Raw genomic sequence first — 26,044 nt, forward strand, 5'->3', positions numbered from 1 at the left:
TCCAAGGTCACTGTTTACAAGCGGATGTCCACGTTCTCGTGAACATCCGCTTCTTTCTGCGTGTCGTCATGATCACCGCCTCACAGTGGCCTCCATGTACGACGTCAGTACACGCGAGCGAGCGCTCGCGCTGGTGGCCCAGGGCCGCAGCCTGAATTCGGTGAGCCGTGAGACAGGCATCTCGCGGGCCGCGATCCGTTCCTGGCAGGACCGCCTTGAGCCGCTGCCCCGTATGGCAGCACCTCCAGACCCCGGTCCGCCCGCCGACGAGTGCGCGTACGCCTACCTTCTGGGTCTCCATCTCGGCGATGGCTGCATCAGCGGCCACCCTCGCGGCACCGGCTATTACCTGAGAATCGCGTGCGCGAACTCTTGGCCCGGTCTGATCGAAGCATGCGAGAGTGCCATGCGCACCACCAACCCGACCGGGTGCGCCTCTCGCGTTCAGGCTCAGGGATACGTCTCAGTGGTCAGCTACAGCAGGCACTGGCCGTACTTCTTCCCCCAGCACGGACCCGGCAAGAAACACGAACGCCGCATCGCCCTCGAACCCTGGCAACAGGTCATCGTCGACAACCACCCCTGGGAGTTCATCCGGGGGCTTATCCACTCCGACGGCTGCCGGATCACCAACTGGACGACCCGCCTCGTGGGCGGTGAGCGGAAGCGCTACGAATATCCCCGGTACTTCTTCACCAACCTCTCGGCCGACATCATCGGGCTCTTTACCATCACCCTCGACCAGGTCGGCGTCGAGTGGAAGCAGACCAACGCACGCAACATCTCCGTCGCCCGCAAACCCTCCGTAGCCCTCATGGACGCCCACGTAGGACCCAAATACTGACGGCGCCCTACTTCGGGCTGTCGTCCTCGCCGATGTGGTGGACGCGGACCATGTTCGTGGAGCCGGAGACGCCGGGAGGTGAGCCGGCCGTGATGACGACCGTGTCGCCCTTCTGGCAGCGGCCGTAGCGCAGGAGTAGTTCGTCGACCTGGTCGACCATCGCGTCCGTGGAGTCCACGCAGGGGCCGAGGAACGTCTCGACGCCCCAGGTCAGGCTGAGCTGGGAGCGGGTGGCCTGGTCGGGGGTGAAGGCGAGGAGGGGGATCGGGGAGCGGTAGCGGGAGAGGCGGCGGGCCGTGTCGCCGGACTGGGTGAAGGCGACCAGGAATCGCGCGCCCAGGAAGTCGCCCATTTCGGCTGCCGCCCGGGCTACCGCGCCGCCCTGGGTGCGGGGTTTGTTGTGTTCCGTGAGCGGCGGGAGGCCTTTGGCCAGGATGTCTTCCTCCGCCGCTTCGACGATGCGGGCCATTGTCCTGACCGTTTCGGTCGCGTGTTTGCCGACGCTCGTTTCGCCGGAGAGCATGACGGCGTCCGTGCCGTCGATGACCGCGTTGGCGACGTCGGAGGCTTCCGCACGTGTCGGGCGGGCGTTGTCGATCATCGAGTCGAGCATCTGGGTCGCCACAATCACCGGTTTGGCGTTGCGCTTCGCCAGTTTGATGGCGCGCTTTTGAACGATCGGAACCTGTTCCAGCGGCATTTCGACGCCGAGGTCTCCGCGCGCGACCATGATGCCGTCGAACGCCGCGACGATGTCGTCGATGCTCTCCACCGCCTGGGGTTTTTCGACCTTGGCGATGACGGGGAGCCGGCGGCCTTCCTCGTCCATGATGCGGTGGACGTCCTGGATGTCGCGGCCGGTGCGGACGAAGGAGAGGGCGATGACGTCGGCGCCGGTGCGCAGGGCCCAGCGGAGGTCGTCCTCGTCTTTTTTGGAGAGGGCGGGGACGGAGACGGCGACGCCGGGGAGGTTGAGGCCCTTGTGGTCGGAGATGACGCCGCCTTCGACGACCGTGGTGTGGACGCGGGGGCCGTCGACCTCGGTGACCTCCAGGCAGACCTTGCCGTCGTCGACGAGGATGCGTTGGCCGGTGGTGACGTCGTCCGCGAGTCCGGCGTAGGTGGTGCCGCAGATGGTTCGGTCGCCTTCGACGCCTTCTTCGACGGTGATGGTGAAGGTGTCGCCGCGTTCAAGGAGTACGGGGCCTTCGGTGAAGCGGCCGAGCCGGATTTTCGGGCCTTGAAGGTCGGCGAGGATGCCGACACTGCGGCCCGTTTCGTCGGCGGCCTTTCGCACTCGGTGGTAGCGCTCCTCGTGTTCGGCGTGTCCGCCGTGGCTGAGGTTGAAGCGGGCTACGTCCATTCCGGCGTCGACCAGTGCTTTGATCTGGTCGTACGAGTCGGTGGCGGGCCCAAGGGTACAGACGATCTTTGCTCGGCGCATGGTCTGAGCCTATGAGTTACCGACTGGTAGAGAATTGGTCGAGCGTGACCACTCAACAGACTTTGAGTGAAGCGTTATTGACAAGCGTTGAATTGTGCGGCGGGGTGCTCCGATGAGCACCCCGAGGAATTCGGTCGGGTTTTCGGAATAGGCCGGCTAGAGCTGCGGCGGCACCATCGTGAAGCGGGCGTTGATCTGGGCGTGGACCCGCTGGCGCTGGGGTTCGAGGTCGAGGGGGGCCGCCGGGGCGTTCTCGGCGGCGCCGAAGGCGGCGGAGCGTGCGCGGCCGGGGGCCTGGGGGTAGGGCGGCGGGGCGTTCTCGGCGCCGATGTCGGCGAGTTCGACCAGGGCGGAGAGGGTGGTGCCGAGTGCCTCGGCGTACTCGCGGGCGCGCTGGACGGCTTCCCGTACGGCCTTCTTGCGGGCTTCGCGATGGGCGGGCGAGTCGGGGCGCAGGGCCCACCAGGGGCCGTCCACGCGGGTGAGTTCCAGGTCGGCGAGGCGGGTGGTGAGTTCGCCGAGGGCGGTGAAGTCGGTGAGTTCGGCGGTGACGTGGACGCTGCCGTGGTAGGTGCGGACGCGTTCGCCGCGGCCGTGCTTGGTGAGTTCGGGGGTGATGGAGAAGGCGCCGGTCTCCAGGCGTTCGACGGCGTCGCCGTAGGACTTCACGAGGTCGAGGACGCCGGCGTTGCGGCGGGTGAGGTCGTCGAGGGCGGAGCGGCGGTCGCGGCCGCGGGCGGCGACGGTGATGCCTATGCGGGCGATCTCGGGGTCGACTTCGAGGCGGGCCTCGCCGCGGACGGCGATGCGGGGGGCGTCGGGTGTGCCGTAGGGGACGGCGGGCTGGGAGGGGTCTGCCGTGGGCGCGGTCATACGCCCCACTCTGTCATGTCTTGGCTGGCCACAGGCGTGGAGCCGGTGGGTCGAGTCATCAGATCGCAACCTGGCGGGGCTGTTGCTGCCGGTCATGAACGGGTCAGAATCTACGCGCGTTATCTACGCGCGTCGTTCACAGATTCCGCGAGGAGCCAGACATGCCGTTGAACCGCCGGAAGTTCCTGGAGAAGTCCGCCGTGACCGGGGCGGGGGTGGCGTTGGCCGGTGCGGTCGGGGCGCCGGGTGCGCAGGCGGCCGAGGCGCGCGCGGACAAGCGGGGCGCGAAGCGGTACGCCTTCACCGTGCTGGGGACGACGGACCTGCACGGGAACGTATTCAACTGGGACTACTTCACGGACAAGGAGTTCGACGACAAGGACCACAACGACGTCGGTCTCGCCAAGGTCTCGACCCTGGTGAACCGCGTCCGCGAGGAGAAGGGCCGCCGCAACACGCTGCTGATCGACGCGGGCGACACCATCCAGGGCACGCAGCTGTCGTACTACTACGCCAAGGTCGACCCGATCACGGCCGAGGGCGGCCCGGTGCATCCGATGGCGCAGGCCATGAACGCCATGGGTTACGACGCGGCGGCGCTCGGCAACCACGAGTTCAACTACGGCATCCCGGTGCTGCGGAAGTTCGAGCAGCAGTGCCGTTTCCCGCTGCTGGGCGCGAACGCGCTGGACGCGAAGACGCTGCGGCCCGCTTTCGCGCCGTACAGCATGCACCGGCTGCGCACGCCGTTCGGGCGGGATGTGAAGGTGGCGGTGCTGGGTCTGACGAACCCGGGGATCGCGATCTGGGACAAGGCGAACGTGCAGGGGAAGATGACGTTCCCGGGTCTGGAGGAGCAGGCGGCGAAGTGGGTGCCGAAGCTGCGGTCGATGGGCGCGGACGTCGTCATCGTGTCGGCGCACAGCGGTTCGTCGGGGACGTCGTCCTACGGTGACCAGCTGCCGTACATCGAGAACGCGGCCGGGCTGGTGGCCGAGCAGGTGCCGGGCATCGACGCGATCCTGGTCGGGCACGCGCACACGGAGATCCCCGAGTACTTCGTGACCAACAAGAAGACGGGCAAGCAGGTCGTGCTGTCCGAGCCGCTGAAGTGGGGGCAGCGGCTCACGCTCTTCGACTTCGAGTTGGTCTGGGAGAAGGGCTGCTGGAAGGTCGAGAAGGTGGGCGCGCGGGTCCTCAACTCCAACACCGTGGAGGAGGACCCGAAGATCGTCCGGCTGCTGTCGGACGAGCACGAGAAGGTCGTGGCGTACGTCAACCAGGTCATCGGTACGAACGCGGCGGAGATGACGTCGGCCGAGGCGCCGTACAAGGACGTGCCGATCATCGATCTGATCAACCGCATCCAGGCGGACACGGTGAAGCAGGCCCTGGCGGGCACGGAGCACGCCTCGCTGCCGGTGCTGTCGCAGGCGGCGTGCTTCTCGCGGTCCGCCCGGATCCCGGCGGGCGAGGTGACGATCCGGGACGTGGCGGGTCTGTACGTCTTCGAGAACACGCTGGAGGCACGTCTGATGACGGGTGCGCAGATGAAGGCGTACCTGGAGTTCTCGGCGAACTACTTCGTGCAGACGGCGCCGGGTGCTGCGGTGGATCCGGCGAAGCTGACGAACGCGAACGGCACGCCGGACTACAACTACGACGTGGTGAGCGGTCTGGCGTACGAGATCGACATCGCGAAGCCGGCCGGTTCGCGGGTGACGAACGTGCGGTTCGGGGGGCAGCCGCTCGCGGACGACGCGACGTTCGTGTTCGCGGTGAACAACTACCGGGCCAACGGCGGCGGCAACTTCCCGCATGTCGCCGCCGCGCAGTTGCTGTGGTCGAACTCGGAAGAGATCCGCAACACCATGATCGCCTGGGTGAAGGCGAAGGGGTCCATCGACCCGGCCGAGTTCGCGGCGGTGGACTGGAAGCTCACGCGGAACGGCACGCCCGTCTTCTAGTGCTGTGACCTGAAGCGATCACCGGGGCGATGATGCTGCCGGCGTCGGCGGGCGGGAACGGCGTCCCGGTGATCGCGCGTCTCGTGCAGGCCGACGAGGACACTGTCCGTGACGTCGTCCGCTGCTTCAACGGGATGTCAGCTCTGCCTGACAGCGCGTTCGATCCGATATTGCTCTGCCAGCTCCTCGAACTCTCCGGCAGCAGCCGCGCGCACCGTGACTGGCCGGGTCTCACCCACAACGCCGCGCACCTGGTCAGCCACCTGCGCGGCCCGCCTGCCCGGCGTGTAGACGCCCAGGACGAGGACCTTGGCCTCGATGCCGTCGTCAGTTTGCTCGTCGTCACCGAGGGTGAAACTCCACGGCACGTCACAGGGCGGCGTGTGGTCGGGGTCCGGACACAGCAGACGCTCGACCGGCTCCTGCAGCGCCAACGCCTCCTGCACGCTCAGGCATCCGTGAATCCGGATTTCGTACACCCCAGGCTCGTCCACAGTCACCATGTCTCCTTCATGCTGTCAGCACCGCTCCGTGACCTCGACGGTAATGAGCACAGAGCAGCACCGCATCAGGTCTCTCCCCTAGGTGAAGTCGTCCCTTTGGAAGGCGTCGGGGTCGCGTCACCTTCGGTCCACGAGCGGGGTCAGTGCCGGTGCCTCGCGGGGCGGCGGGACCTGCTGCCGTTGTGTGAGGCCGAAGGTGGTGAAGGCGGTGCGGCGCGGGAGCGCGTACGCCTCTTCGCCGGTCAGGGAGTTGAGGATGTTCGCGCTGCGCCAAGCGGCGAGGCCGAGGTCCGGGGCGCCGACGCCGTGCGTGTGGGTCTCGGCGTTCTGGACGTAGACCGTGCCGGTGACGGACGGGTCGAGGACGAGGCGGTAGTCCTCGTCGATGCGCGGGCGCTCCTGGCCGTCGCGGCGCATGCAGGGGTCGAGGCCGGCGAGGATGCGGTCGAGGGGGCGTTGGCGGTAGCCGGTGGCGAGGACGACGGCGTCGGTGGTGAGGCGGGAGCGGCTGTCCTGCGGGCCGTGTTCCAGGTGCAGTTCCACCTTGGTCGTCGCGACGCGGCCGGCGGTGCGGATCCGGACGCCGGGGGTGAGGACGGCGTCGGGCCAGCCGCCGTGCAGGGTGCGGCGGTACAGCTCGTCGTGGATGGCGGCGATGGTGGCGGCGTCGATGCCCTTGTGCAGCTGCCACTGCCCGGCGACGAGCCGGTCGCGGGCGGACTCGGGCAGGGCGTGGAAGTAGCGGGTGTGGTCAGGGGTGAAGTGCTCCAGGCCGAGCTTGGAGTACTCCATCGGTGCGAAGGCCTCGGTGCGGCCCAGCCAGTGGAGCTTCTCGCGCCCGGCGGGCCTGCCCCGCAGCAGGTCGAGGAAGATCTCGGCGCCGGACTGTCCGATGCCCACGACCGTGACGTGCTCGGCGGCGAGGAGGTCCGCGCGGTGGTCGAGGTAGTCGGCGGCGTGCACGACGGGCACGCCGGGGGCCTCGACGAGGGGCTTGAGGGGGCCGGGGACGTAAGGCTCGGTGCCGATGCCGAGGACGACGTTCCGCGTGTAGGTACGGCCGAGGGCTTCCGCTTCTCCGTCGGTGTCGAGTTGGGTGAAGTCGACTTCGAAGAGGTTCCGTTCGGGGTTCCAGCGGACGGCGTCGACCTGGTGGCCGAAGTGCAGTGCCGGGAGGTTCTCGCAGACCCAGCGGCAGTAGGCGTCGTACTCGGCGCGCTGGATGTGCAAGCGCTCGGCGAAGTAGAAGGGGAAGAGCCGCTCGCGGGACCTGAGGTAGTTGAGAAAGGTCCAGGGGCTGGTGGGGTCGGCGAGGGTCACCAGGTCGGCGAGGAACGGGACTTGGATGGTGGCGCCCTCGATGAGCAGGCCGGAGTGCCAGCCGAAGGCGGGGCGCTGCTCGTAGAAGGCGGTGTCGAGTTCGCCGAGCGGGTGGGCGAGCGCGGCGAGGGACAGGTTGAACGGGCCGATGCCGATGCCGACCAGGTCGCGGGGCGCGTCGGGCTCGTGGTGCGGGTGCTGGGGCGCGGTGGCCGGGGCGGGGCCCGGCTCGTCGTGCGGCTGGGGACGCGGCGCGGGGTTCATCGGGGGGTGTGTCCTTCCACGAGTGTCGCTTGCCGGGCTGCCACGAGGTGCAGCAGCGCGGCCAGGTCGTCGGGCCCGGTGGCGGGGTTGAGGAGGGTGGCCTTGAGCCAGAGCCGGCCGTCGAGGCGGGCCCGGCCGAGGACGGCACGGCCGTCGGTGAGGAGCGCGCGGCGTACGGCGGCCACGGTGTCGTCGGTGGCGCCCGCGGGCCGGAACAGGACCGTGCTGATGACGGGTTGGGCGTGGAGTTCGAAACCGGGGTGCGCGTCGACGAGGGCGGCGAGGTCCCGGGCCCGGGTGCAGACCTGGTCGACGAGCGCGCCGAGGCCGCTGCGGCCGAGGGTCTTGAGGGTGACGGCGAGCTTGAGGACGTCGGGGCGGCGGGTGGTGCGCAGGGACCGGCCGAGCAGGTCCGGCAGGCCGGCCTCGGTGTCGTCGGCGGCGTTGAGGTAGTCGGCGCGGTGCCGCAGGGCGGTGAGGTCGCGGGGGTCCTTGACGGCCAGGAGGCCTGCGGCGACCGGCTGCCAGCCGAGTTTGTGCAGGTCGAGGGTGACGGTGTCGGCGGCGTCGAGCCCGGCGAGCCGGGCGCGGTGGCGGTCGCTGAACAGGAGGCCTCCGCCGTAGGCGGCGTCGATGTGCAGCCGGGCGCCGTGGGCCGCGCAGCGGGCGGTGATCTCGGGCAGGGGGTCGATGAGTCCGGCGTCGGTGGTGCCGGCGGTGGCGGCGACGAGCAGTGGGCCGGGCAGCCGGGAGAGGGCCTCGTCGAGCGCGGCGGGGTGCAGCGTGCCGGCCGGGGCGGGTACGACGACGGGCTCGGGCAGCCCGAGCAGCCAGGCGGCCCGCGCGAGCGAGTGATGGGCGTTCGCCCCGCACACCAGCCGCACGGACCCGCCGTACGCCTCCCGCGCGAGGAGGAGGGCGAGCTGGTTGGACTCGGTGCCGCCGGTGGTGATCAGGGAGTCGGGGGCCGTGCCCGCGTCTCCCCCGGCGCCGTAGAGCTCGGCGGCCAGCGCCGTTGCGACGAACGTCTCCAGTTCCGATGCCGCCGGGGCCTGGTCCCAGGAGTCCAGGGACGGGTTGAGGGCCGAGGCCGCGAGGTCGGCGGCTGTGGCGAGGGCGAGGGGCGGGCAGTGGAGGTGGGCGGCGCACAGGGGGTGTGCCGGGTCGGCGGCGCCCTCGGCGAACGCGCGGACCAGGGTGCGCAGGGCGTGCGGGTCGCCCTGGTCGGGCAGGGCCTCGCCCAGCGCCTGGCGCATCCGCGCCGCGACGACGTCCGGCCCGCCCGCCGGCAGCGGCCCGCCGCGTGCCCGGGCGCCCTCGTCCAGCGCCTGGAGCACGGTGTCGAGCAACGGCCGCAGGGCCGATGGACCTTCGGGACCTGCGGCGAGGGGCGGCGTGCTCATGGGCTGTCCTCCGGGGCGCGGGGCGGGCTCGCCCGAAAGGCCCAACGACCGGATGCGGGAGGAGGTACTTCCGTACGGGGAAACCTGCCGGATCCGTCCGGCACCGGCTCTAGGCCTTGGGACGTCCGCCATGGGCCCCCGGCCCGGGCGGCGGACGGGCGGGCCGGTCGTCCGGAGGTCTCCGGGCGCACCCGCCCACCGTGGCGGCGAAGGTTTCAGCAGGGCCGGAAGCATGTCCGGCGGGACACGTCGGGAACGGACCGGGCCCGCCGCGTCCGGGACAGCTCGGCCGAGCCCGGCTCGCGCGGCCCAGGCCGGGCCCGAGGCCGGGAAGGGCGGCCGGTCTCCCGCGTCGGCGAAACGGCGGCCGGTCCCCCGCGTCGGCGAACGGGCGGCCGGTCCCTCGCGTCGGCGGAAGGGACAAGCCGCGTCACCCGGGCCCCAGGGGGTGTCCCCCGCAAAGTCCCGTCGTCCGCCCGGAGGGCGGGCCCTGCGGCGCTCGGTGCGTGCGCCCGGTGCGGCGAGAGGGCATGCCTGGCGTCGCGGGGCAGGCGGGACTTTGCGGGGGACACCCCCCAGGCTCCGGTCTCAGACCTCCTGACCCTGCTGGACCCGCAGCGCCCGTGCCAGATCGTCGAGTTGGTCGACGAGCTTGCGGCGCAGCGCCGGGATCGGCGCGGCGTCGCGCAGGCACTCCTCGCCGAGGCGGAGGTTCTCGGGGTCGACGGCGTGAGCGGGGAAGGCCCAGCGGCCGGCGGCTTCGGCGATGGCGGGGCCGCGGCGGTCGGCGACGTCGACGGCGTCGGTGTAGTAGCGCGGCACGTACGCGCGTACCAGGTCGGCCTGTTCGGGCTGCCAGAAGCCCTGGGCGGTGGCGGTGAACAGGTAGTTGGACAGTTCGTCGGAGCCGAACATCGCCTCCCAGGCGCGGGCCTTGGCCTCCGGGTCGGGCAGGGCGGCCCGGCAGCGGGCGGCGCCCTCCTGGCCGGTGGCGCTCGGGTCGCGTTCCAGTTCGGCGGCGATGGCGGCCTCGTCGGTGGCGCCGAGGACGGCGAGGCGGGCGAGGACGCGCCAGCGCAGCTCGGGGTCGAGCTCCGGGCCGCCGGGCACGGTGCCGTCGGCGAACCAGGCGGCGATGGTGTCCGGGTGGGCGGCGACGTCGATGCGGTGGCGTACGGCGATCAGGCGCAGGCCGGGGTTGTCACCGTCCTCGGTGCGGCGGATGAGGTCGCGGCACAGCTCGGAGAGCGTGGCGAGCGCGGCGGGCCGCGCCTCGGGCGTGACGTAGCGGTCGGTGATGTACGTGGACGCGAAGGCGAGCACGCCCTGGACGATGGCGAGATCGGTCTCCAGCGGGAGATGGGCCCGGGCGGTCTCCAGGTAGGCGGCGGGCGGCAGTTCGCCGTCGCGGACGGCGTCGCGCAGGGCGTTCCAGACGACCGCGCGGGTGAGGGGTTCGGGCAGGCCGGACAGGTCCTTGCGGACGGTCTCGAAGGACTCCGGGTCGAAGCGGACCTTGGCGTAGCTGAGGTCGCCGTCGTTGAGGAGGAGCAGCGCGGGGCGCTTGCCGACGGGGTGGGCGCCGGTCTGCGGCAGGTCCAGGTGGAGGCGTTCGCGCAGGACGAGGTGGCCGCCGTCGTCGCCGAGGTCCCGGTCGTACAGGCCGGCGGCGATGCGGTGCGGGCGGCTGCCGGTGCGGTCGACGGTGAGGGCGCAGGTGCCGTTCTCGCCGGGGGCGAGGTGCGGGGTGAGGGTGTCGACGCCGGTGGTGCGCAGCCAGGCGTCGGCCCAGGCGTGGACGTCGCGTTCGGTGGCGCCGGCGAGGGAGTCGATGAAGTCGGCGAGGGTGGCGTTGCCGAACCTGTGCCGGGTGAAGTGGGTGTTGATGCCGGCCAGGAAGTCCTTCTCGCCGAGCCAGGCGACCAGTTGCCGCAGTGCGCTGGCGCCCTTGGCGTAGGAGATGCCGTCGAAGTTGAGCAGCGCGGAGGCGGTGTCGTCGACGGCCTCGGGGGCGACGGGGTGGGTGGAGGGGCGCTGGTCGGCGTCGTAGCCCCAGGCCTTGCGGTTGACGCCGAAGTCGGTCCAGGTGTCGGTGAAGCGGGTGGCCTCGGTGAGGGTCTGGTAGCCCATGTACTCGGCGAAGGACTCGTTCAGCCAGATGTCGTCCCACCACTTGAGGGTGACGAGGTCGCCGAACCACATGTGGGCCATCTCGTGGGCGACGACCATGGCGCGGGTCTGCCGCTCGGTGTCGGTGACGGCGGAGCGGTAGACGAACTCGTCGCGGAAGGTGACCAGTCCGGGGTTCTCCATGGCGCCCGCGTTGAACTCGGGGACGAAGGCCTGGTCGTAGGAGTCGAAGGGGTAGGGCTCGTCGAACTTCTCGTGGTAGCGGTCGAAGCACGCGCGCGTGACGTCGAGGAGTTCGTCGGCGTCGTTGTCCAGGTAGGGGGCCAGGGAGCGGCGGCAGTGCAGGCCGAAGGGCAGGCCGCGGTGCTCGGTGCGCACGGAGTGCCAGGGGCCGGCGGCGACGGCGACCAGGTAGGTGGAGATCAGCGGGGTGGCGGCGGCCTTCCAGAGGCCGTCGCCGGTGTGCTCGGTGACGCCGTTGGCGAGGACGGTCCAGCCCTCCGGTGCCTTCACCGACAGCTCGAAGACGGCTTTCAGGTCGGGCTGGTCGAAGGCGGCGAAGACGCGCTGGACGTCGTCCATGAACAGCTGGGTGTAGACGTAGGTCTCGCCGTCGGTGGGGTCGGTGAAGCGGTGCATGCCCTCGCCGGTGCGGGAGTAGCGCATGTGCGCGTGCACGCGCAGTTCGTGCTCGCCGGCGGTGAGGTTCTTCAGGGGCAGCCGGTTGCCGTCCAGGGCTTCCGGGTCCAGGGGTTGTCCGTCGAGCGTGACGGAGCGCAGCTCGGCGGGCCTGACCTCGACGAAGGTGTCCCCGTCCGCGCGGGCGCTGAACCTGATCAGAGTGCGGGAGTCGAAGGTCTCGTCCCCTGTGGTCAGGTCGAGTTCGATGGTGTAGCGGTGGACGTCGAGGAGCCCTGCTCGGGTCTGCGCTTCGTCGCGCGTCAGTACGGACATGCAGGACATGCTGCCTGATGGCAAGGGCATGGCACAGAGGCGGATCGGTATGCGACCGATGTCCGGTCTAGGTGCGGTCTTTTTCGAGCTCCCCGGCGTGCGCCCCCGGGGGCCGCTGGGGCGGCACGCGCGCGTCGGGGTGGGGCAGCGCGAGCCGTTGGGGGTGTGATGCGGTCTCGGTGTGCAGGGCGGGTCGCTCGGGGTGTGCGGCGGTCTCGGTGTGCTCCCGGACGAAGGCGCGCAGCCGGCGCACCTCCTGCTCCAGGGCGAGGTGGTGCTGGTGGGCGTCGTAGAGGTAGCGGACCTTGGTGCGCAGGGCCCAGGGGTCCACGGGTTTCATGACGAGGTCGGCGACGCCGAGGCCGAAGGCGGCGGTGGTCAGTTCGTGGTCGGGGCCGAAGCCGGTGAGCAGGATGACCGGGATGTGCTGGGTCTGTTCCACGCGCCGCATGTAGCGCACGACTTCCAGTCCGCTGACGCCGGGCATGCGCACGTCGAGCAGGAGCAGGCCGACCTGGCCGCGCAGCACCTGCTTGAGCGCCTCGTCGCCGCTGGTGGCCCGGCCCAGCAGATAGCCCAGCGGGGCCAGGGCGCTCTCCAGTGCGTACAGCGTGTCCTCGTGATCGTCGACGATGAGGATCCTGGTTTCCGACGGCATGGCCCGACGCCCCTCCCTCGTGGAGGATCCAGAGTAAGTCCGGGACACTGACGCGCAGTGCTCGTCAGCTGACATGCTGTGCACAGCGCAGCATGCCTCGCGCGGGCCGTCGTGTCACTCCCCGGGGGGCGGTCGCGCGAGGTCAGTTGCCGCCGGGCGTCGAGCCGTTGAGCGCCTCGTCCGCGATGCGCTCGTGGTGACGGATGACCTCGGCGACGATGAAGTTCAGGAACTTCTCCGCGAAGGCCGGGTCCAGTTTGGCGTTCTCGGCGAGGGCGCGCAGCCGGGCGATCTGGCGGGACTCGCGGGCCGGGTCGGCGGGCGGCAGCTGGTGCCGGGCCTTGAGGAGGCCGACCTGCTGGGTGCACTTGAAGCGCTCGGCGAGCATGTGGACGACGGCCGCGTCGATGTTGTCGATGCTGTCGCGCAGGCGGGCGAGTTCCTCACGGACGGCAGGGTCGACGTCACCGGTGCCGGTGTTGCTGGTGGTCATGGCAGGTCAGCCTAAGGGGCGCGCGCCCGGCGGCCGCGGGCCGTCTCACGACTCGGCGGTACCCAGCCGCTTGTGGAAGCAGACGTCCTCGTGTCCGCCGGGCACGCCCTCGATGCGCGCCCGTTCCCGGAAGCCGAGCCGCGGGTAGAAACCGGGCGCCTGGAAGCTGTACGTGGAGACGACCATGTCCGTGCAGCCGCGCCGGACGGCCTCTTCCTCCGCGGCGCGCATCAGCCGGCCGCCCCAGCCGGCGTGCCGCTGGTCCGCGCGCACCCAGAGAAGATCCACGGAGCACAGGGTGCCCCAGGTCCAGGCGGTGAGCCCGCCGATCAGCTCGCCGGCCTCGTCGGTGACGCGGACGGAGAGGGGCTCGGTGGTCACGCCGTCGGCGGCCGCGGTGTTGAAGGCGGTCAGCTCCTCGTCGAGCCGCTTGTCGAGTTCGTCGTCCTGGCCGCCCACCTGGAGCGAGGCGGCGACGGAGCGCTGTTCGCTGGTCACGGCCCGGATTCTGCCAGCGGCCCAAGGCGGCGACGACCGGTTTTAGCGGCGGCGGCACGGCCCCGTTGCCGTCACATTTCCGTACAGTGGAATCGGGTTCAGGGGCGTCTTGGGGGTGAGGCGTGGCGAACGACGGGCCGGTCGAGCACGGCTACCCGCATCTGGAGACGGTGCGGGCCGCCATCACGGCGCTGTACAAGCGACTGTCGTACGACACGATCCAGACGTTCGCGACCAGCGTGGTCCCCGCCGACGTGGCGTTCTGCGACACCGACGACCTGTATCTGGGGGCGCAGCGGGTGGCGCACGAGCTGGTGCGGCACTACCGGCTGCCGGACGCCCGGCTGATCGTGAGCTTCCGGGAGATGCGGCACGCGGCGAACGTCGAGCTCGCTGCCGGGCCCGAGTACTTCGTGGAGCTGAACGACCGGTTCCGTACACATCGGCGGGACATCGGGGCGGCCCTGGCGCACGAGGTGATGCATGTGTACCTGCACCGCCTCGACCTGTCCTTCCCGGGCGTGAGGGACAACGAGATCCTGACGGACACGGCGGCGACGTATCTGGGCGCGGGCTGGCTGCTGCTGGACGCGTACCGGGAGGACCGGGCGTCGTCCCAGAAGCTGGGGTATCTCACGCCGGAGGAGTTCGGGTACGTGCTGGCCAAGCGGGCGCTGGTCTTCGGGGAGGACCCGTCGGTGTGGTTCACCAGTCCGCAGGCGTACACGGCGTACGTGAAGGGGATGGAGCTGGCCCGTCGCGATGAGCAGCAGCCGCCGTTGACCGCGGCGGGGTGGTCGGGGCGGCGGCGGTACGCGCGCGATCGGCGGCATGCGCCGGCCGGGCCGCCGCAGCCGGGTGTGCGGTACTCGTTCACTCCGGACGGGGGTGGGCGGTTGCGGGTGTCGTTTCCCTGCCCGACCTGTCATCAGCGGATCAGGGTGCCGGTGCGGGGGCGGGTTCGGGCGCGGTGTGCGTTGTGCCGGAGCGTGTTGGAGTGCGACACGTAAGACGTCTCCTGAGCTCCCCCGGGGGTGTCCGCACGGGACTTTGCGGACGCTCCCTAGAACCCCTGAGCGCCGTACACCGGCCCGGGCTCGCCCGCCTCCGCCAGCAGTTTCCGAGCCGCCTCCCCCGTCTCCGCCGGAGCCCACCGCTCGCCCTTGTCCACACTCGGGCCCGGGCGCCAGCCCTCCATCACCGTGATCCGGCCGCCCTCCGCCTCGAAGACCCGGCCCGTCACCCCCGTGCTCGCGGCCGAGCCGAGCCAGACGACCAGGGGGGAGACGTTCTCCGGGGCCATCGTGTCGAAGCCCGAGTCGGGTGCCGCCATGGTGTCGGCGAAGGTGCGCTCCGTCATGCGGGTCCGGGCGGCGGGGGCGATCGCGTTGACCTGGACGCCGTAGCGGCGCAGTTCGGCCGCCGCGACCAGGGTCAGGGCGAGGATCCCGGCCTTGGCGGCGCTGTAGTTGCCCTGGCCGACCGAGCCCAGCAGGCCCGCGCCGCTGCTGGTGTTGACGATCCGCGCCTCGGGCGGGCGGCCCGCCTTGGCCTCGGACCGCCAGTGTGCGGCGGCGTGCCGCAGGGGCAGGAAGTGGCCCTTGAGGTGGACGCGTACGACGGCGTCGAAGTCGTCCTCGTCGAGGTTGACCAGCATGCGGTCGCGCAGGAAGCCCGCGTTGTTGACGAGTGTGTCGAGCCTGCCGTACGTCTCCAGGGCCGTCCGGACGAGGGAGGCGGCGCCCTCGGTCGTGGCGATGTCGCCGCCGTGCGGCACCGCCTGGCCGCCCGCCGCGCGGATCTCCTCGGCGACGCGGGCGGCCGGGTTGCCGGGGCCGGGCGTCCCGCCGGCTCCGGCTGTGCCGTCGAGGCCGACGCCGAGGTCGTTGACGACGAGCCGCGCGCCCTCGGCGGCGAACGCGAGGGCGTGGGCGCGGCCGAGCCCCCGCCCCGCGCCGGTGACGACGACGACCCGTCCGTCGCAGATTCCGCTCATCTCAGGTCTCCTTGTTCACTTGTTCGCGGTCGAGGCGTCCAGGAACGCGGGGCGCTCCCCACCGCCGTGGACCAGCAGACTCGCTCCGCTGATGTAGGCGGCGGCGTCCGAGGCGAGGAAGACCGCGGCCCGGCCGACGTCGGACGGCTCGGCGAGGCGGCCGAGCGGGACGGTGCGGGCGACGGCGGCGACGCCGTCCTGGTCGCCGTAGTGGAGGTGGGACAGTTCGGTGCGGACCATGCCGACGACGAGGGTGTTGACCCGGATGTCGGGCGCCCACTCCACGGCCATCGAGCGGGCGAGGTTCTCCAGGCCCGCCTTGGCGGCGCCGTAGGCGGCGGTGCCCGGTGAGGGGCGGCCTCCGCTGACGCTGCCGATCATGACGATCGAGCCCCTGGCCCGCCGCAGGTGCTCGTACGCGGCGAGGGACATGGTCAGCGGAGCCACGAGGTTGAGCTCCACCACGCGCGCGTGCCGGTCGGCGCCGGCGTGGGTGAGCGGGCGGTGGGGGCTGCCGCCCGCGTTGTTGACGAGGACGTCCAGCCGGGGCAGCTCGCCGCACAGGCGCCGGACGGCCTCGGCGTCCCGGACGTCCAGCGGCGCGAACTCCGTTCCGGGCACCGGGACTTCCGGCGGGCGGCGGGCGCAGACCACGACCTCGGCACCCGCCCGTACGAAGGCACGCGCGATACCGGCACCGACGCCCCGGGTCCCGCCCGTGACGACGGCGACCTTCCCGTCCAGCTCCATTCGCTGCTACCTTCCACCTAACAAACGTTTGGTGGAAAGGTAGCTGATGCGGCCATGGGTGTCTCCACCTCGTGCGTGGAAAAGGGCATAGCCGTCGTCACGGCCGACTTCCCGCCGGTGAACGCCCTGCCGGTGGCCGGCTGGTTCGCGCTGGCCGACGCGGTGCGCGCGGCCGGGCGCGACCCGGCGGTCCGGTGCGTGGTGCTGGCGGCCGAGGGGCGCGGGTTCAACGCGGGCGTGGACATCAAGGAGATACAGAAGGACGGCAACAGTGCGCTGATCGGCGCCAACCACGCCTGCGCGGAGGCCTTCGCCGCGGTGTACGACTGCGCGGTGCCGGTCGTGGCGGCGGTGCACGGCTTCTGCCTGGGCGGCGGCATCGGGCTGGTGGGCAACGCGGACGTGATCGTGGCGAGCGAGGACGCCGTCTTCGGCCTGCCCGAGCTGGACCGTGGCGCACTGGGCGCGGCCACCCATCTGGCCCGGCTGGTCCCGCAGCACCTGATGCGCGCCCTGTACTACACCTCGCGCACGGCGACCGCGGCCGAGCTGCACGCGCACGGCTCGGTGTGGCGGGTGGTGCCGCCCGGGGAACTGCGAGCCGCCGCGCTGACGCTGGCCCGCGAGATCGCCGCCAAGGACGGGCAGCTGCTGCGCCTGGCCAAGGCCGCCCTCAACGGCATCGATCCGGTCGACGTGCGCCGCAGCTACCGCTTCGAGCAGGGCTTCACCTTCGAGGCGGGCCTCGGTGGGGTGGCCGACCGGGTGCGCGCGGGCTTCGGGAAGGAGGGCGCGTAGGTGAGTGACAAGACGATGACGGCCGACGAGGTCGTGTCCCGCCTGTCCAGCGGCATGACCCTCGGCATCGGCGGCTGGGGCTCGCGCCGCAAGCCGATGGCCCTGGTGAGAGCACTGCTCCGGTCCCGGATCACCGATCTCACGGTCGTCTCCTACGGCGGCCCGGACGTGGGCATGCTGGCCGCCGCCGGGCGGATCCGGAAACTGGTCACGGCCTTCGTCACCCTCGACTCGATCCCCCTGGAGCCGCACTACCGCGCGGCCCGCGAGCGTGCTGCCTTCGCACTGACGGAGATCGACGAGGCGATGTTCATGTGGGGCCTGCACGCGGCGGCGAACCGGCTGCCGTTCCTGCCGGTGCGGGCCGGTATCGGCTCGGACGTGATGCGGGTCAACCCCGGTTTGCGGACGGTCACTTCACCGTACGGGGATGGGGAGACGTTCGTGGCGATGCCCGCCCTGCGGCTCGACGCGGCCCTGGTGCACATGAACCGCGCCGACCGGCTGGGCAACGGGCAGTACCTGGGCCCGGACCCGTACTTCGACGACCTGTTCTGCGAGGCGGCGGACACGGCGTACGTCAGCTGCGAACGGATCGTCGACACGGCCGAGCTGACGAAGGCGGCACCGCCGCAGACCCTGCTGGTCAAGCGGCACACGGTGACCGGCGTCGTGGAGGCCCCGAACGGGGCGCACTTCACGTCCTGCGCGCCCGACTACGGCCGGGACGAGGCCTTCCAGAAGACGTACGCGACGACCCCTTGGCCCGAGTTCGCGGCCCGGTTCCTCGCCGGGGACGAGCAGGCGTACCGGTCGGCCGTCGGGGAGGGGACATGACGGGGGCCACCCGCGCGGAGTACTGCGTGATCGCGTGCGCCGAGGCCTGGCGGGGCGACGGCGAGGTGCTCGCGAGCCCCATGGGGCTGATCCCCTCCATCGGCGCCCGGCTCGCCCGGCTCACCTTCGCGCCTGACCTGCTGCTGACCGACGGCGAGGCGCTACTGGTCCGCCCGGACGGGACGACGGAGGGCTGGCTGCCGTACCGGCAGCATCTGGCCCTGGTGACCGGAGGCCGGCGGCACGTGATGATGGGCGCGAGCCAGATCGACCGGTTCGGCAACCAGAACATCTCGTGCATCGGCGACTGGCAGCGGCCGAGGCGGCAGCTGCTCGGGGTGCGCGGCGCGCCGGTCAACACCCTCAACAATCCGACCAGTTACTGGATCCCGAGGCACTCCCGGCGGGTCTTCGTCGAGCGGGTCGACATGGTCTGCGGAGTCGGGTACGACCATGCGGCCGGGGCGCGTCACCACCGCATCCCGCGGGTCGTCTCCGATCTGGCTGTCTTCGACTTCGCCACACCCGACCACTCGATGCGGCTGGCCTCGCTGCACCCGGGTGTCACGGTGGAGCAGGTCAGGGAGGCGACGGGCTTCGAGCTCGCCGTCCCGGACGAGGTGCCGCCGACCCGCGAGCCGACCGCGGAGGAGCTCCGGCTGATCCGCGAGGTCGTCGACCCGGCCGGCACGCGCGCGAGGGAGGTCGCCTCGTGATGGAGACGGCGCTGACCCGGCTGACCGGTGTCCGCCATCCCCTCGTGCAGACCGGGATGGGCTGGGTGGCGGGACCGCGCCTGGTCTCCGCCACGGCGAACGCGGGCGCTCTCGGCATCCTGGCCTCCGCGACGATGACGCTCGACCGGTTGCGCGCGGCCGTCCGGGAGGTCCGGGCCCGTACCGACGCGCCGTTCGGTGTGAACCTGCGCGCCGACGCGGCGGACGCCGGCGACCGGGTGCGGATCCTGATCGAGGAGGGCGTCCGGGTCGCCTCCTTCGCCCTGGCCCCCTCGCGGGAGCTGATCGGCGAGCTCAAGGAGGCCGGTGTGGTCGTCATGCCGACCGTGGGGGCGCGGCGGCACGCCGAGAAGGTCGCCGCGTGGGGCGCGGACGCGGTGGTCGTGCAGGGCGCGGAGGGTGGCGGGCACACCGGCGAGGTGGCCACGACGGTCCTGCTGCCGCAGGTGGTCGACGCCGTGGACATACCGGTCGTGGCGGCGGGCGGGTTCTTCGACGGGCGGGGGCTGGTCGCGGCGCTGGCCTACGGGGCTGCGGGCGTCGCCATGGGCACGCGGTTCCTGCTGACGTCGGACTCGACCGTGCCGGAGGCGGTGAAGGCGCGGTATCTGGCGGCGACGGTGCGGGACGTGACGGTCACCAGGGCGGTGGACGGGCTGCCGCACCGCATGCTGCGGACGGATCTGGTGGACGCGCTGGAGAACTCGGGCCGTGTGAAAGCCCTGTTCCATGCGACGCGCAGGGCGTCGCGCTTCCGGCGGCTCTCCGGCCTCACCTGGCGTGGCATGGTCCGCGACGGGCTCGCCCTGCGGCACGGCAAGGACCTGACCTGGAGCCAGGTCCTGCTCGCCGCGAACATCCCGATGCTGCTCAAGGCGTCCATGGTGGACGGTCGTACGGACCTGGGCGTGATGGCGTCCGGGCAGGTCGCCGGAGTGATCGACGACCTGCCCTCGTGCGCGGAGCTGGTGGAGCGGATCATGGCGGAGGCCGAGGAGACCCGTCGGCGTCTCACAGCCTCTCGATGATCGTCACATTGGCCTGTCCGCCGCCCTCGCACATGGTCTGCAGGCCGAACCGGCCGCCGGTGCGCTCCAGTTCGTGCAGCAGGGTCGTCATCAGCTTCACGCCGGTCGCGCCGAGCGGGTGGCCCAGGGCGATGGCACCGCCGTTGACGTTGACCTTCTCCGGGTCCGCACCCGTCTCCTTCAGCCAGGCCAGGACGACCGGGGCGAAGGCCTCGTTGATCTCCACGAGGTCGATGTCGCCGATGGTCATGCCGGTCTTCTTCAGGGCGTGGGCGGTGGCCGGGATGGGGGCGGTGAGCATGCGGATCGGGTCCTCGCCGCGCACCGAGAGGTGGTGCACGCGCGCGCGGGGGGTGAGCCCGTGTTCGCGCACGGCCCGCTCGGAGGCCAGCAGCATCGCCGCCGCCCCGTCGGAGACCTGCGAGGAGCAGGCGGCGGTGATCGTGCCGCCGTCGACGACCGGCTTCAGTCCGGCCATCTTCTCCAGTGAGGTGTCCCGGCGCGGGCCCTCGTCGGCGGTGACGTCCCCGTACGGCACGGTCTCGCGGTCGAAGCGGCCCTCGTCGATCGCCCGCACCGCCCGCTGATGGGACCGCAGGGCGAACTCCTCCTGGTCCTGCCTGCTGATCCCCCACTTCGCGGCGATCATCTCGGCGCCCACGAACTGGTTCACGGGCTTGTCCCCGTACCGCGCCCGCCAGCCCGCACTGCCCGCGAACGGGCCCTCGGTCAGCCCCAGCGGCTCGGCGGCCTGCCGGGTGGCGAAGGCGATGGGGATCATCGACATGTTCTGCACACCGCCGGCGACGACCAGGTCCTGGGTGCCGGACAGCACGGCCTGCGCCGCGAAGTGCACGGCCTGCTGCGAGGAACCGCACTGCCGGTCGACGGTCACGCCCGGCACCTCCTCGGGCAGCCCGGCCGCCAGCCAGCAGGTCCGCGCGATGTCCCCGGCCTGCGGCCCCACGGCGTCCAGACAGCCGAGCACGACGTCCTCGACGGCGGCGGGGTCGACGCCCGAGCGGCTCATCAGCTCCTTCAGCACATGCGCGCCGAGGTCGGCCGGATGGACCGCGCTCAGTCCTCCCCCGCGCCGCCCGACGGGCGTGCGGACCGCTTCGACGATGTAGGCCTCGGCCATGGCAACTCCCTCACACATAAGGGCTATTCGCGTACGGCGATCCCGTCCAGCACCATCGACAGGTACTGCCGGGCGATCTCGTCCGGGCTGTGCCCGCCGCCCGGCCGGTACCAGGACGCGGCCACCCACACCGTGTCGCGCACGAACCGGTAGGTGAGCCGGACGTCGAGGTCGGCCCGGAAGGCCCGCTCGGCGACGCCGCGCTCCAGCGTGGACAGCCACGCCTTCTCGAATCTGCGCTGCGACTCGGCGAGGAACGCGAACCGCTCCTGCGCCACGAGCTGCTTGCTCTCCTTCTGGTAGATCGCGACGGCCGCGCGATGCCGGTCGATCTCCCGGAACGACTCGGTGACCAGGGCCTGAAGCGTCTCGCGCGGGCCGAGTCCGGCACCCAGCACGGCGTCGTAGCCGTCCCAGAGCTCGTCGAGGAAGGTGCGCAGGATCTCCTCCAGCATCGACTCCTTGGAGTCGAAGTGGTAGTAGAGGCTGCCCGCGAGCATCCCCGCGTGGTCCGCGATCTTGCGGACGGTGGTGGCGTTGTAGCCCTGCTCGGCGAAGACCTCGGCGGCGGTGCCGAGGAGTTCGCTGCGGCGGTCAGGAGCGGCGGCGGCCGCGGCGGGCTCTGCGGCGGTCACCTGGGGTTTCTTCTTCGTAGGAGGCACGGGTCCCATTGTCGTCCTAGGGGTGCCTGCTGCTGACGGAGACCACTTCTCCGGTCATGTACGAGGAGTAGCCGGAGGCCAGGAACACGATCACGTTGGCCACCTCCCAGGGCTCGGCGTACCGCCCGTAGGCCTCGCGGGCGGTCAGCTCGGCGAGCAGCTCGGGCGTGGTCACCTTCACCAGGTGCGGGTGCATGGCGAGGCTGGGCGCGACGGCGTTGACGCGCACCCCGTACTCGGCCGCCTCGACGGCCGCGCACCGGGTCAGCGCCATCACGCCCGCCTTCGCGGCGGCGTAGTGGGCCTGCCCGGCCTGGGCGCGCCAGCCGGCGACGGAGGCGTTGTTGACGATCACCCCGCCGCTGCCCCGCATGTGACGGAGCGCGGCCCGCACACACCGGAACGTGCCGTTCAGCGTCACGTCCAGGACGCGGGACCACTGTTCGTCGGTCATGTCGACGAGATCCGCGGTGCCGCCGAGACCGGCGTTGTTGACCACGACGTCCAGGCGCCCGTGTTCCCCGACGGCCGTGTCGAAGAGGGCGCGCACCTGCGTCTCGTCGGTGACGTCGCAGGGCACCGCGGCGACCGACGCCGCGCCGAACTCGACTGCCAGCTCCGCCTCGTGCTCCTTGAGCCGCCGCACGTGCGCGTCGCTGATCAGGACGCGCGCGCCCTCCTCCAGGAAGCGGCGCGCGGTGGCCCCGCCGATCCCCGCGCCGGCCGCGGCGGTGATGACGGCGGTCCGCCCCTCCAGCACACCGTGCCCGGGCACGTACGACGGACTCTCGACGTCTGTCATGGCCTCACGCTAACCTACCAAACACTTGTTAGGGAAGGAGGGCGGTCGTGGATCTCGCGTTCTCGCCGGCGGACGAGGACTTCCGCACCGAGGTGCGTCAGTGGCTGCACGCGCGTGTGCCGTGCGAGCCGTTGCCCTCCCTGGAGACGGCGGAGGGCTTCGCCGCCCACCGCGCCTGGGAGGCGGAGCTGGCCGCGGACCGCTGGTCGGTGGTCGACTGGCCGGCGGCGTACGGCGGGCGGGACGCGGGGCTCCTGCGGTGGCTGGTCTTCGAGGAGGAGTACTGGGCGGCGGGCGCCCCGGGGCGCGTCGGGCAGAACGGCATCCATCTGCTCGCCCCGACCCTCTTCGCCCACGGCACCGAGGAGCAGCGGGCCCGGGTGCTGCCCCCGATGGCCTGCGGAGAGGTGATCTGGGCGCAGGCCTGGTCGGAGCCCGAGGCCGGTTCGGACCTGGCGTCCCTGCGGGCGAGGGCCGTGCGCACGGACGGCGGCTGGCGCTTGAGCGGCCAGAAGACCTGGTCCTCGCGTGCCGCGTTCGCCGACCGCGCGTTCGGCCTGTTCCGCAGTGATCCGGACGCGGCGAAGGCCCACCAGGGCCTGACGTACCTCATGTTCGACCTGCGCGCACCCGGCGTCACGGTCCGTCCGATCGCCCGGCTCGACGGCAAGCCGGCGTTCGCGGAGCTGTTCCTGGACGAGGTCTTCGTGCCCGACGAGGACGTGATCGGCGAACCCGGCCAGGGCTGGCGGATCGCGATGGCGACGGCGGGCAACGAACGCGGGCTGATGCTCCGCTCCCCGGGCCGTTTCCTCGCCGCCGCGCGGCGGCTGGAGGAGCTGTGGCGGGAGCGGGGCGGTCCGGTGTCCGAGCGCGACCGGGTGGCCGACGCCCTGATCGGCGCCCGCGCCTACCAGCTCTTCACGTACGCGGCCGCCTCCCGCTTCCTGGACGGCGAGGCCCTCGGCCCGGAGTCGAGTCTGAACAAGGTCTTCTGGTCCGAACTCGACCTCGCGCTGCACGAGACGGCCCTCGACCTCCTCGGCCCGCAGGGCGAGCAGGCGGACACCGACTGGGCGGAGCGGTACGTCTTCGCGCTCGCCGGCCCGATCTACGCGGGCACGAACGAGATCCAGCGCGACATCATCGCCGAGCGCCTGCTCGGCCTGCCGAAGGGACGCCGCTGATGCGTTTCCTCCTCGACGCCGAGCAACGCGCCTTCGCCGCCTCGCTGGACGCACTGCTGACGGCGGCGGGGACACCGGCGGTGGTGCGGGACTGGAGCCGGGGCGATCATGCGAGCGGGCGGGCGCTGTGGTCCCGTGTCGCGGAGGCGGGCGTGTTCGCGCTGGCGGTTCCGGAGACGTACGAAGGCGGACTGGGGCCGCTTCCGGTCGAACTGGCCGTCGCCTTCGTGGAGCTGGGCCGCCATGCGGTGCCGGGCCCGCTGGTCGAGACGGTGACGGCGGCGGTGCTCCTCACGGGGGCCGACCCGGGCATCGCCAAGCGGCTGCTGCCGGTGCTGGCGTCCGGGGAGACGATGGCGACGGTGGCACCCGAGGGCGCATACGCCCTGGACGGCGACGCGGCCACCCTCCGGCTCTCCTGGGAGCCCAGCGGCATCCGCCTCTCCCCCGGCCACGGCCCCGCCCGCCCCTGCCTCGACCCCGCCCGTCGCCTCACCCCCCGCCCCCGGCGGCGAACTCCTCGACGCCCCCACCGGACAGGCCCTCACCTGGGCCCGTCTCGCCACCGCCGCCCAAGCTCTCGGGGTGGGCCTCGCACTCCTCGACAGAACCGTCGGATACGTCAGGCAACGCACCCAGTTCGGCGTCCCCGTCGGGTCGTTCCAGGCGGTCAAGCACCGGCTGGCCGACGCGAAGATCGCCCTGGAGTTCGCGCGCCCGCTGGTCTTCGGTGCCGCGCTGACCATGCGGCCGGCCGATGCCGCCGCCGCCAAGGCCGCCGCGTGCGAGGCGGCGTACTCCACCGCCCGCACCGCGCTGCAACTGCACGGCGCCATCGGCTACACGGCGGAGTACGACCTGTCGCTGTGGCTGACCAAGGCCCGGGCCCTGCGCACCGCCTGGGGCGATCCCCACGAGTGCCGGGCCCTGGTCGTCAGTGCGGCTGGTGATCGCCGCTGGTGATCTCCCGGAACTCCTCCACCGTCGGCTTCTCGATCCGCGCGTCGGGCCCGAACATCGCCTTCGCCAGCCGCGCACGCAGCCGCTCGGACCGCCTGACCTTGCGGCGTACGCCCCCCGCGTCGACCACGGGCCCCATCTCGTAGGGCGGGTTCTGCTCGTGCTGGGTGAGGGTGAACAGCTCCGCCTGCGACAGGGGCTCGTGCACCTCGATGTACTCGCCGTTCGGCAGCCGCTTGATGGTGCCGGTCTCCCTGCCGTGCAGCACCTTGGCGCGGTCGCGACGCTGGAGGCCCATGCAGATCTTCTTCGTGACGATGAAGGCGGCGACCGGCAGCACGAAGGCGCCGATCCGCACGAACCAGGTGATCACGTTGATGGACAGATGCAGATGCGTGGCCACGATGTCGTTGCCGCCGCCGATCAGCAGCACCGCGTACAGGGTCAGCCAGGCCACGCCCAGGCCGGTGCGCACGGGCGCGTTGCGCGGCCGCTCCAGGATGTGGTGCTCGCGTTTGTCGCCGGTGATCCACGCCTCGATGAAGGGATAGGCGCCGATGGCGAGCATGACCAGCGGGAAGAGCGCGAACGGGATGAACACGCCGAGCACCAGCGTGTGGCCCCACAGGTTGATCTCCCATCCCGGCATCACCCGGATCAGGCCCTCCGAGAACCCGAGGTACCAGTCGGGCTGGGCGCCCGTGGTGACCAGGTCGGCGCGGTAGGGGCCGAAGGCCCACACGGGGTTGATCTGGGCGATCGCGCCCATGATGGTCAGGACGCCGAAGACGAGGAAGAAGAAGCCGCCCGCCTTGGCCAAGTAGACCGGCAGGAAGGGCATCCCGACGACCGACCGCTCCTTGCGCCCGGGGCCCGGGAACTGGGTGTGCTTGTGGTAGAAGACCAGGATCAGATGGGCGGTCACCAGGCCCAGCATGATCCCGGGCAGCAGCAGCACATGGACCGGGAAGAGGCGCGAGATGATGTCGTCGCCCGGGAACTCCCCGCCGAAGAGGAAGAACGCCACATACGTCCCGACGATCGGGATCGACAGGATCGCGCCGTGCGCGAAGCGCAGGCCGGTGCCGGACAGCAGGTCGTCCGGGAGGGAGTAGCCGGTCAGGCCGGTGATGATGCCGAGCATCAGCAGGGTCCAGCCGAAGACCCAATTGAGCTCGCGGGGCTTGCGGAAGGCGCCGGTGAAGAACACCCGCATCATGTGCACCATCATGCCGGTGATGAAGACCAGCGCCGCCCAGTGGTGGATCTGCCGCATCAGCAGCCCGCCGCGGATGTCGAAGCTGATGTCCAGGGTGGACTCGAACGCCCTGCTCATGAGCACGCCGTTGAGCTCCGTGTAGGACCCCTGGTAGACGACCTCCTGCATGCTCGGCTCGAAGAACAGGGTGAGGTAGACGCCGGTGAGGATCAGGACGACGAAGCTGTAGAGGGTGACCTCGCCCAGCATGAAGGACCAGTGGTCCGGGAAGACCTTGCGCATGTTGGCCTTGGCCAGCCCGTAGAGGCCGAGCCGCCCGTCCGCCCAGTCGGCGAGCTTCTCGCCCTTGCCTGCGGGAGGTCTCCTGCGAGCGGAGGTCGTCCCGTACATCCGTCGTCCGCCGTCGTCGTGCACGTGTCCTGCGCCGTCGTCATGCACCCGTCGTGCGCCGTCGTCGCCCATACGTCGTCGCCTCCCCGTCGGATCCTTCCCAGCGTGGCACGGCAGCGCGGCCGTGCAAATGGGGCGTATGGGCGGCTAGGCCAAGGGGCGGTTCGGTTAGGCCAAGGGGGCGGG

Annotated in this window: 23 protein-coding genes and 1 pseudogene; 9 read left to right on the forward strand and 15 right to left on the reverse strand. The window is 71.4% G+C overall.

The genetic code is table 11. The features are described from left to right. Nucleotides 1-94 precede the first annotated feature (94 nt). On the forward strand, nucleotides 95-844 hold the full coding sequence (locus tag PV963_RS11620; protein WP_274815566.1) for a helix-turn-helix domain-containing protein: 750 nt from the start codon (nucleotides 95-97) through the stop codon (nucleotides 842-844). 7 nt (nucleotides 845-851) lie between these two features. Here PV963_RS11620 and pyk read toward each other — a convergent pair whose 3' ends face one another. After that, nucleotides 852-2,288, reverse strand: a complete 1,437-nt coding sequence (gene pyk, locus PV963_RS11625) for a pyruvate kinase (protein ID WP_274815567.1) — start codon at nucleotides 2,286-2,288, stop codon at nucleotides 852-854. Nucleotides 2,289-2,444: 156 nt separating this feature from the next. Beyond that, the gene (locus PV963_RS11630; protein ID WP_274815568.1) at nucleotides 2,445-3,161 is read right to left on the reverse strand and encodes an SIMPL domain-containing protein; all 717 of its coding nucleotides are present in this window, start codon (nucleotides 3,159-3,161) and stop codon (nucleotides 2,445-2,447) included. A 161-nt stretch (nucleotides 3,162-3,322) separates the two neighbouring features. On the opposite strand from PV963_RS11630, the gene PV963_RS11635 reads away from it, so the two are divergent. Then, complete coding sequence (locus tag PV963_RS11635) at nucleotides 3,323-5,128, forward strand: bifunctional metallophosphatase/5'-nucleotidase (RefSeq protein ID WP_274815569.1); 1,806 nt, start codon at nucleotides 3,323-3,325, stop codon at nucleotides 5,126-5,128. A gap of 137 nt (nucleotides 5,129-5,265) precedes the next feature. Here PV963_RS11635 and PV963_RS11645 read toward each other — a convergent pair whose 3' ends face one another. The 7 genes from PV963_RS11645 to PV963_RS11675 all read right to left on the reverse strand — a co-directional run bounded on the left by PV963_RS11645 (nucleotide 5,266) and on the right by PV963_RS11675 (nucleotide 13,351). Then, nucleotides 5,266-5,631: a hypothetical protein gene (locus PV963_RS11645; RefSeq protein ID WP_274815570.1), complete on the reverse strand. Its 366-nt coding sequence runs from the start codon at nucleotides 5,629-5,631 to the stop codon at nucleotides 5,266-5,268. A gap of 117 nt (nucleotides 5,632-5,748) precedes the next feature. After that, nucleotides 5,749-7,215 carry a lysine N(6)-hydroxylase/L-ornithine N(5)-oxygenase family protein gene (locus tag PV963_RS11650; RefSeq protein ID WP_274815571.1) on the reverse strand — a complete coding sequence of 489 codons (1,467 nt, stop codon included), beginning with the start codon at nucleotides 7,213-7,215 and terminating at the stop codon, nucleotides 5,749-5,751. Then, on the reverse strand, nucleotides 7,212-8,618 hold the full coding sequence (locus PV963_RS11655; protein WP_274815572.1) for a pyridoxal phosphate-dependent decarboxylase family protein: 1,407 nt from the start codon (nucleotides 8,616-8,618) through the stop codon (nucleotides 7,212-7,214). The genes PV963_RS11650 and PV963_RS11655 overlap by 4 nt, the downstream gene beginning before the upstream one ends. A gap of 588 nt (nucleotides 8,619-9,206) precedes the next feature. After that, the gene (gene pepN, locus PV963_RS11660; RefSeq protein ID WP_274815573.1) at nucleotides 9,207-11,702 is read right to left on the reverse strand and encodes an aminopeptidase N; all 2,496 of its coding nucleotides are present in this window, start codon (nucleotides 11,700-11,702) and stop codon (nucleotides 9,207-9,209) included. Nucleotides 11,703-11,769: 67 nt separating this feature from the next. Then, nucleotides 11,770-12,360, reverse strand: a complete 591-nt coding sequence (locus PV963_RS11665) for a response regulator (RefSeq protein ID WP_274815574.1) — start codon at nucleotides 12,358-12,360, stop codon at nucleotides 11,770-11,772. A 142-nt stretch (nucleotides 12,361-12,502) separates the two neighbouring features. Continuing rightward, nucleotides 12,503-12,853, reverse strand: coding sequence for a chorismate mutase (locus PV963_RS11670; RefSeq protein WP_274815575.1), 351 nt, complete (start codon nucleotides 12,851-12,853; stop codon nucleotides 12,503-12,505). 45 nt (nucleotides 12,854-12,898) lie between these two features. After that, a complete protein-coding gene (locus PV963_RS11675) occupies nucleotides 12,899-13,351 on the reverse strand; it encodes a GNAT family N-acetyltransferase (RefSeq protein WP_274815576.1) in 453 nt (150 codons plus the stop codon). A gap of 122 nt (nucleotides 13,352-13,473) precedes the next feature. Here PV963_RS11675 and PV963_RS11680 point away from each other — a divergent pair, with 122 nt between their 5' ends. Further along, nucleotides 13,474-14,361: a hypothetical protein gene (locus tag PV963_RS11680; protein ID WP_274815577.1), complete on the forward strand. Its 888-nt coding sequence runs from the start codon at nucleotides 13,474-13,476 to the stop codon at nucleotides 14,359-14,361. A 53-nt stretch (nucleotides 14,362-14,414) separates the two neighbouring features. Here PV963_RS11680 and PV963_RS11685 read toward each other — a convergent pair whose 3' ends face one another. Both PV963_RS11685 and PV963_RS11690 read right to left on the reverse strand, forming a co-directional pair. Further along, a complete protein-coding gene (locus PV963_RS11685) occupies nucleotides 14,415-15,347 on the reverse strand; it encodes an SDR family oxidoreductase (protein WP_274815578.1) in 933 nt (310 codons plus the stop codon). Between the two features lie 15 nt (nucleotides 15,348-15,362). Beyond that, on the reverse strand, nucleotides 15,363-16,097 hold the full coding sequence (locus PV963_RS11690) for an SDR family oxidoreductase (RefSeq protein WP_274815579.1): 735 nt from the start codon (nucleotides 16,095-16,097) through the stop codon (nucleotides 15,363-15,365). Between the two features lie 54 nt (nucleotides 16,098-16,151). On the opposite strand from PV963_RS11690, the gene PV963_RS11695 reads away from it, so the two are divergent. The 4 genes from PV963_RS11695 to PV963_RS11710 are packed head-to-tail and all read left to right on the forward strand — an operon-like array spanning nucleotide 16,152 to nucleotide 19,497. Continuing rightward, nucleotides 16,152-16,895 carry an enoyl-CoA hydratase family protein gene (locus PV963_RS11695; RefSeq protein WP_274815580.1) on the forward strand — a complete coding sequence of 248 codons (744 nt, stop codon included), beginning with the start codon at nucleotides 16,152-16,154 and terminating at the stop codon, nucleotides 16,893-16,895. Next, nucleotides 16,896-17,732 carry a CoA transferase subunit A gene (locus PV963_RS11700; RefSeq protein WP_274815581.1) on the forward strand — a complete coding sequence of 279 codons (837 nt, stop codon included), beginning with the start codon at nucleotides 16,896-16,898 and terminating at the stop codon, nucleotides 17,730-17,732. Next, entirely contained in the window at nucleotides 17,729-18,448 is a 720-nt protein-coding gene (locus tag PV963_RS11705) for a CoA-transferase subunit beta (protein ID WP_274815582.1), read from the forward strand. Before PV963_RS11700 ends, PV963_RS11705 begins: the two co-directional genes overlap by 4 nt. Next, nucleotides 18,448-19,497 carry an NAD(P)H-dependent flavin oxidoreductase gene (locus PV963_RS11710; protein WP_274815583.1) on the forward strand — a complete coding sequence of 350 codons (1,050 nt, stop codon included), beginning with the start codon at nucleotides 18,448-18,450 and terminating at the stop codon, nucleotides 19,495-19,497. Before PV963_RS11705 ends, PV963_RS11710 begins: the two co-directional genes overlap by 1 nt. On the opposite strand, the gene PV963_RS11715 is transcribed toward PV963_RS11710, so the two are convergent. Genes PV963_RS11715 through PV963_RS11725 form a run of 3 tightly spaced genes read right to left on the reverse strand, consistent with a single transcriptional unit; the run spans nucleotide 19,481 to nucleotide 22,102 of the window. Then, entirely contained in the window at nucleotides 19,481-20,638 is a 1,158-nt protein-coding gene (locus tag PV963_RS11715; protein ID WP_274815584.1) for an acetyl-CoA C-acetyltransferase, read from the reverse strand. The genes PV963_RS11710 and PV963_RS11715 overlap by 17 nt on opposite strands. A 23-nt stretch (nucleotides 20,639-20,661) precedes the next feature. Beyond that, nucleotides 20,662-21,309 (reverse strand): TetR/AcrR family transcriptional regulator, encoded by a 648-nt coding sequence (locus PV963_RS11720; RefSeq protein WP_274815585.1) that lies wholly within the window; start codon nucleotides 21,307-21,309, stop codon nucleotides 20,662-20,664. 7 nt (nucleotides 21,310-21,316) lie between these two features. Then, nucleotides 21,317-22,102, reverse strand: a complete 786-nt coding sequence (locus PV963_RS11725) for an SDR family oxidoreductase (RefSeq protein ID WP_274815586.1) — start codon at nucleotides 22,100-22,102, stop codon at nucleotides 21,317-21,319. A gap of 47 nt (nucleotides 22,103-22,149) precedes the next feature. Here PV963_RS11725 and PV963_RS11730 point away from each other — a divergent pair, with 47 nt between their 5' ends. Together PV963_RS11730 and PV963_RS11735 are read left to right on the forward strand one after the other, a co-directional pair. Then, the gene (locus PV963_RS11730; protein ID WP_274815587.1) at nucleotides 22,150-23,289 is read left to right on the forward strand and encodes an acyl-CoA dehydrogenase family protein; all 1,140 of its coding nucleotides are present in this window, start codon (nucleotides 22,150-22,152) and stop codon (nucleotides 23,287-23,289) included. Continuing rightward, nucleotides 23,289-24,252, forward strand: a pseudogene (locus PV963_RS11735) (acyl-CoA dehydrogenase family protein). Before PV963_RS11730 ends, PV963_RS11735 begins: the two are co-directional and overlap by 1 nt. Here the strand turns inward: PV963_RS11735 and PV963_RS11740 are convergent. After that, nucleotides 24,224-25,858 carry a cytochrome b gene (locus PV963_RS11740; RefSeq protein WP_274822001.1) on the reverse strand — a complete coding sequence of 545 codons (1,635 nt, stop codon included), beginning with the start codon at nucleotides 25,856-25,858 and terminating at the stop codon, nucleotides 24,224-24,226. The pseudogene PV963_RS11735 and the gene PV963_RS11740 sit on opposite strands and share 29 nt — an antisense overlap. Nucleotides 25,859-26,044 lie beyond the last annotated feature (186 nt).

The organism is Streptomyces coeruleorubidus, assembly GCF_028885415.1.
Classification (GTDB): domain Bacteria; phylum Actinomycetota; class Actinomycetes; order Streptomycetales; family Streptomycetaceae; genus Streptomyces; species Streptomyces coeruleorubidus_A.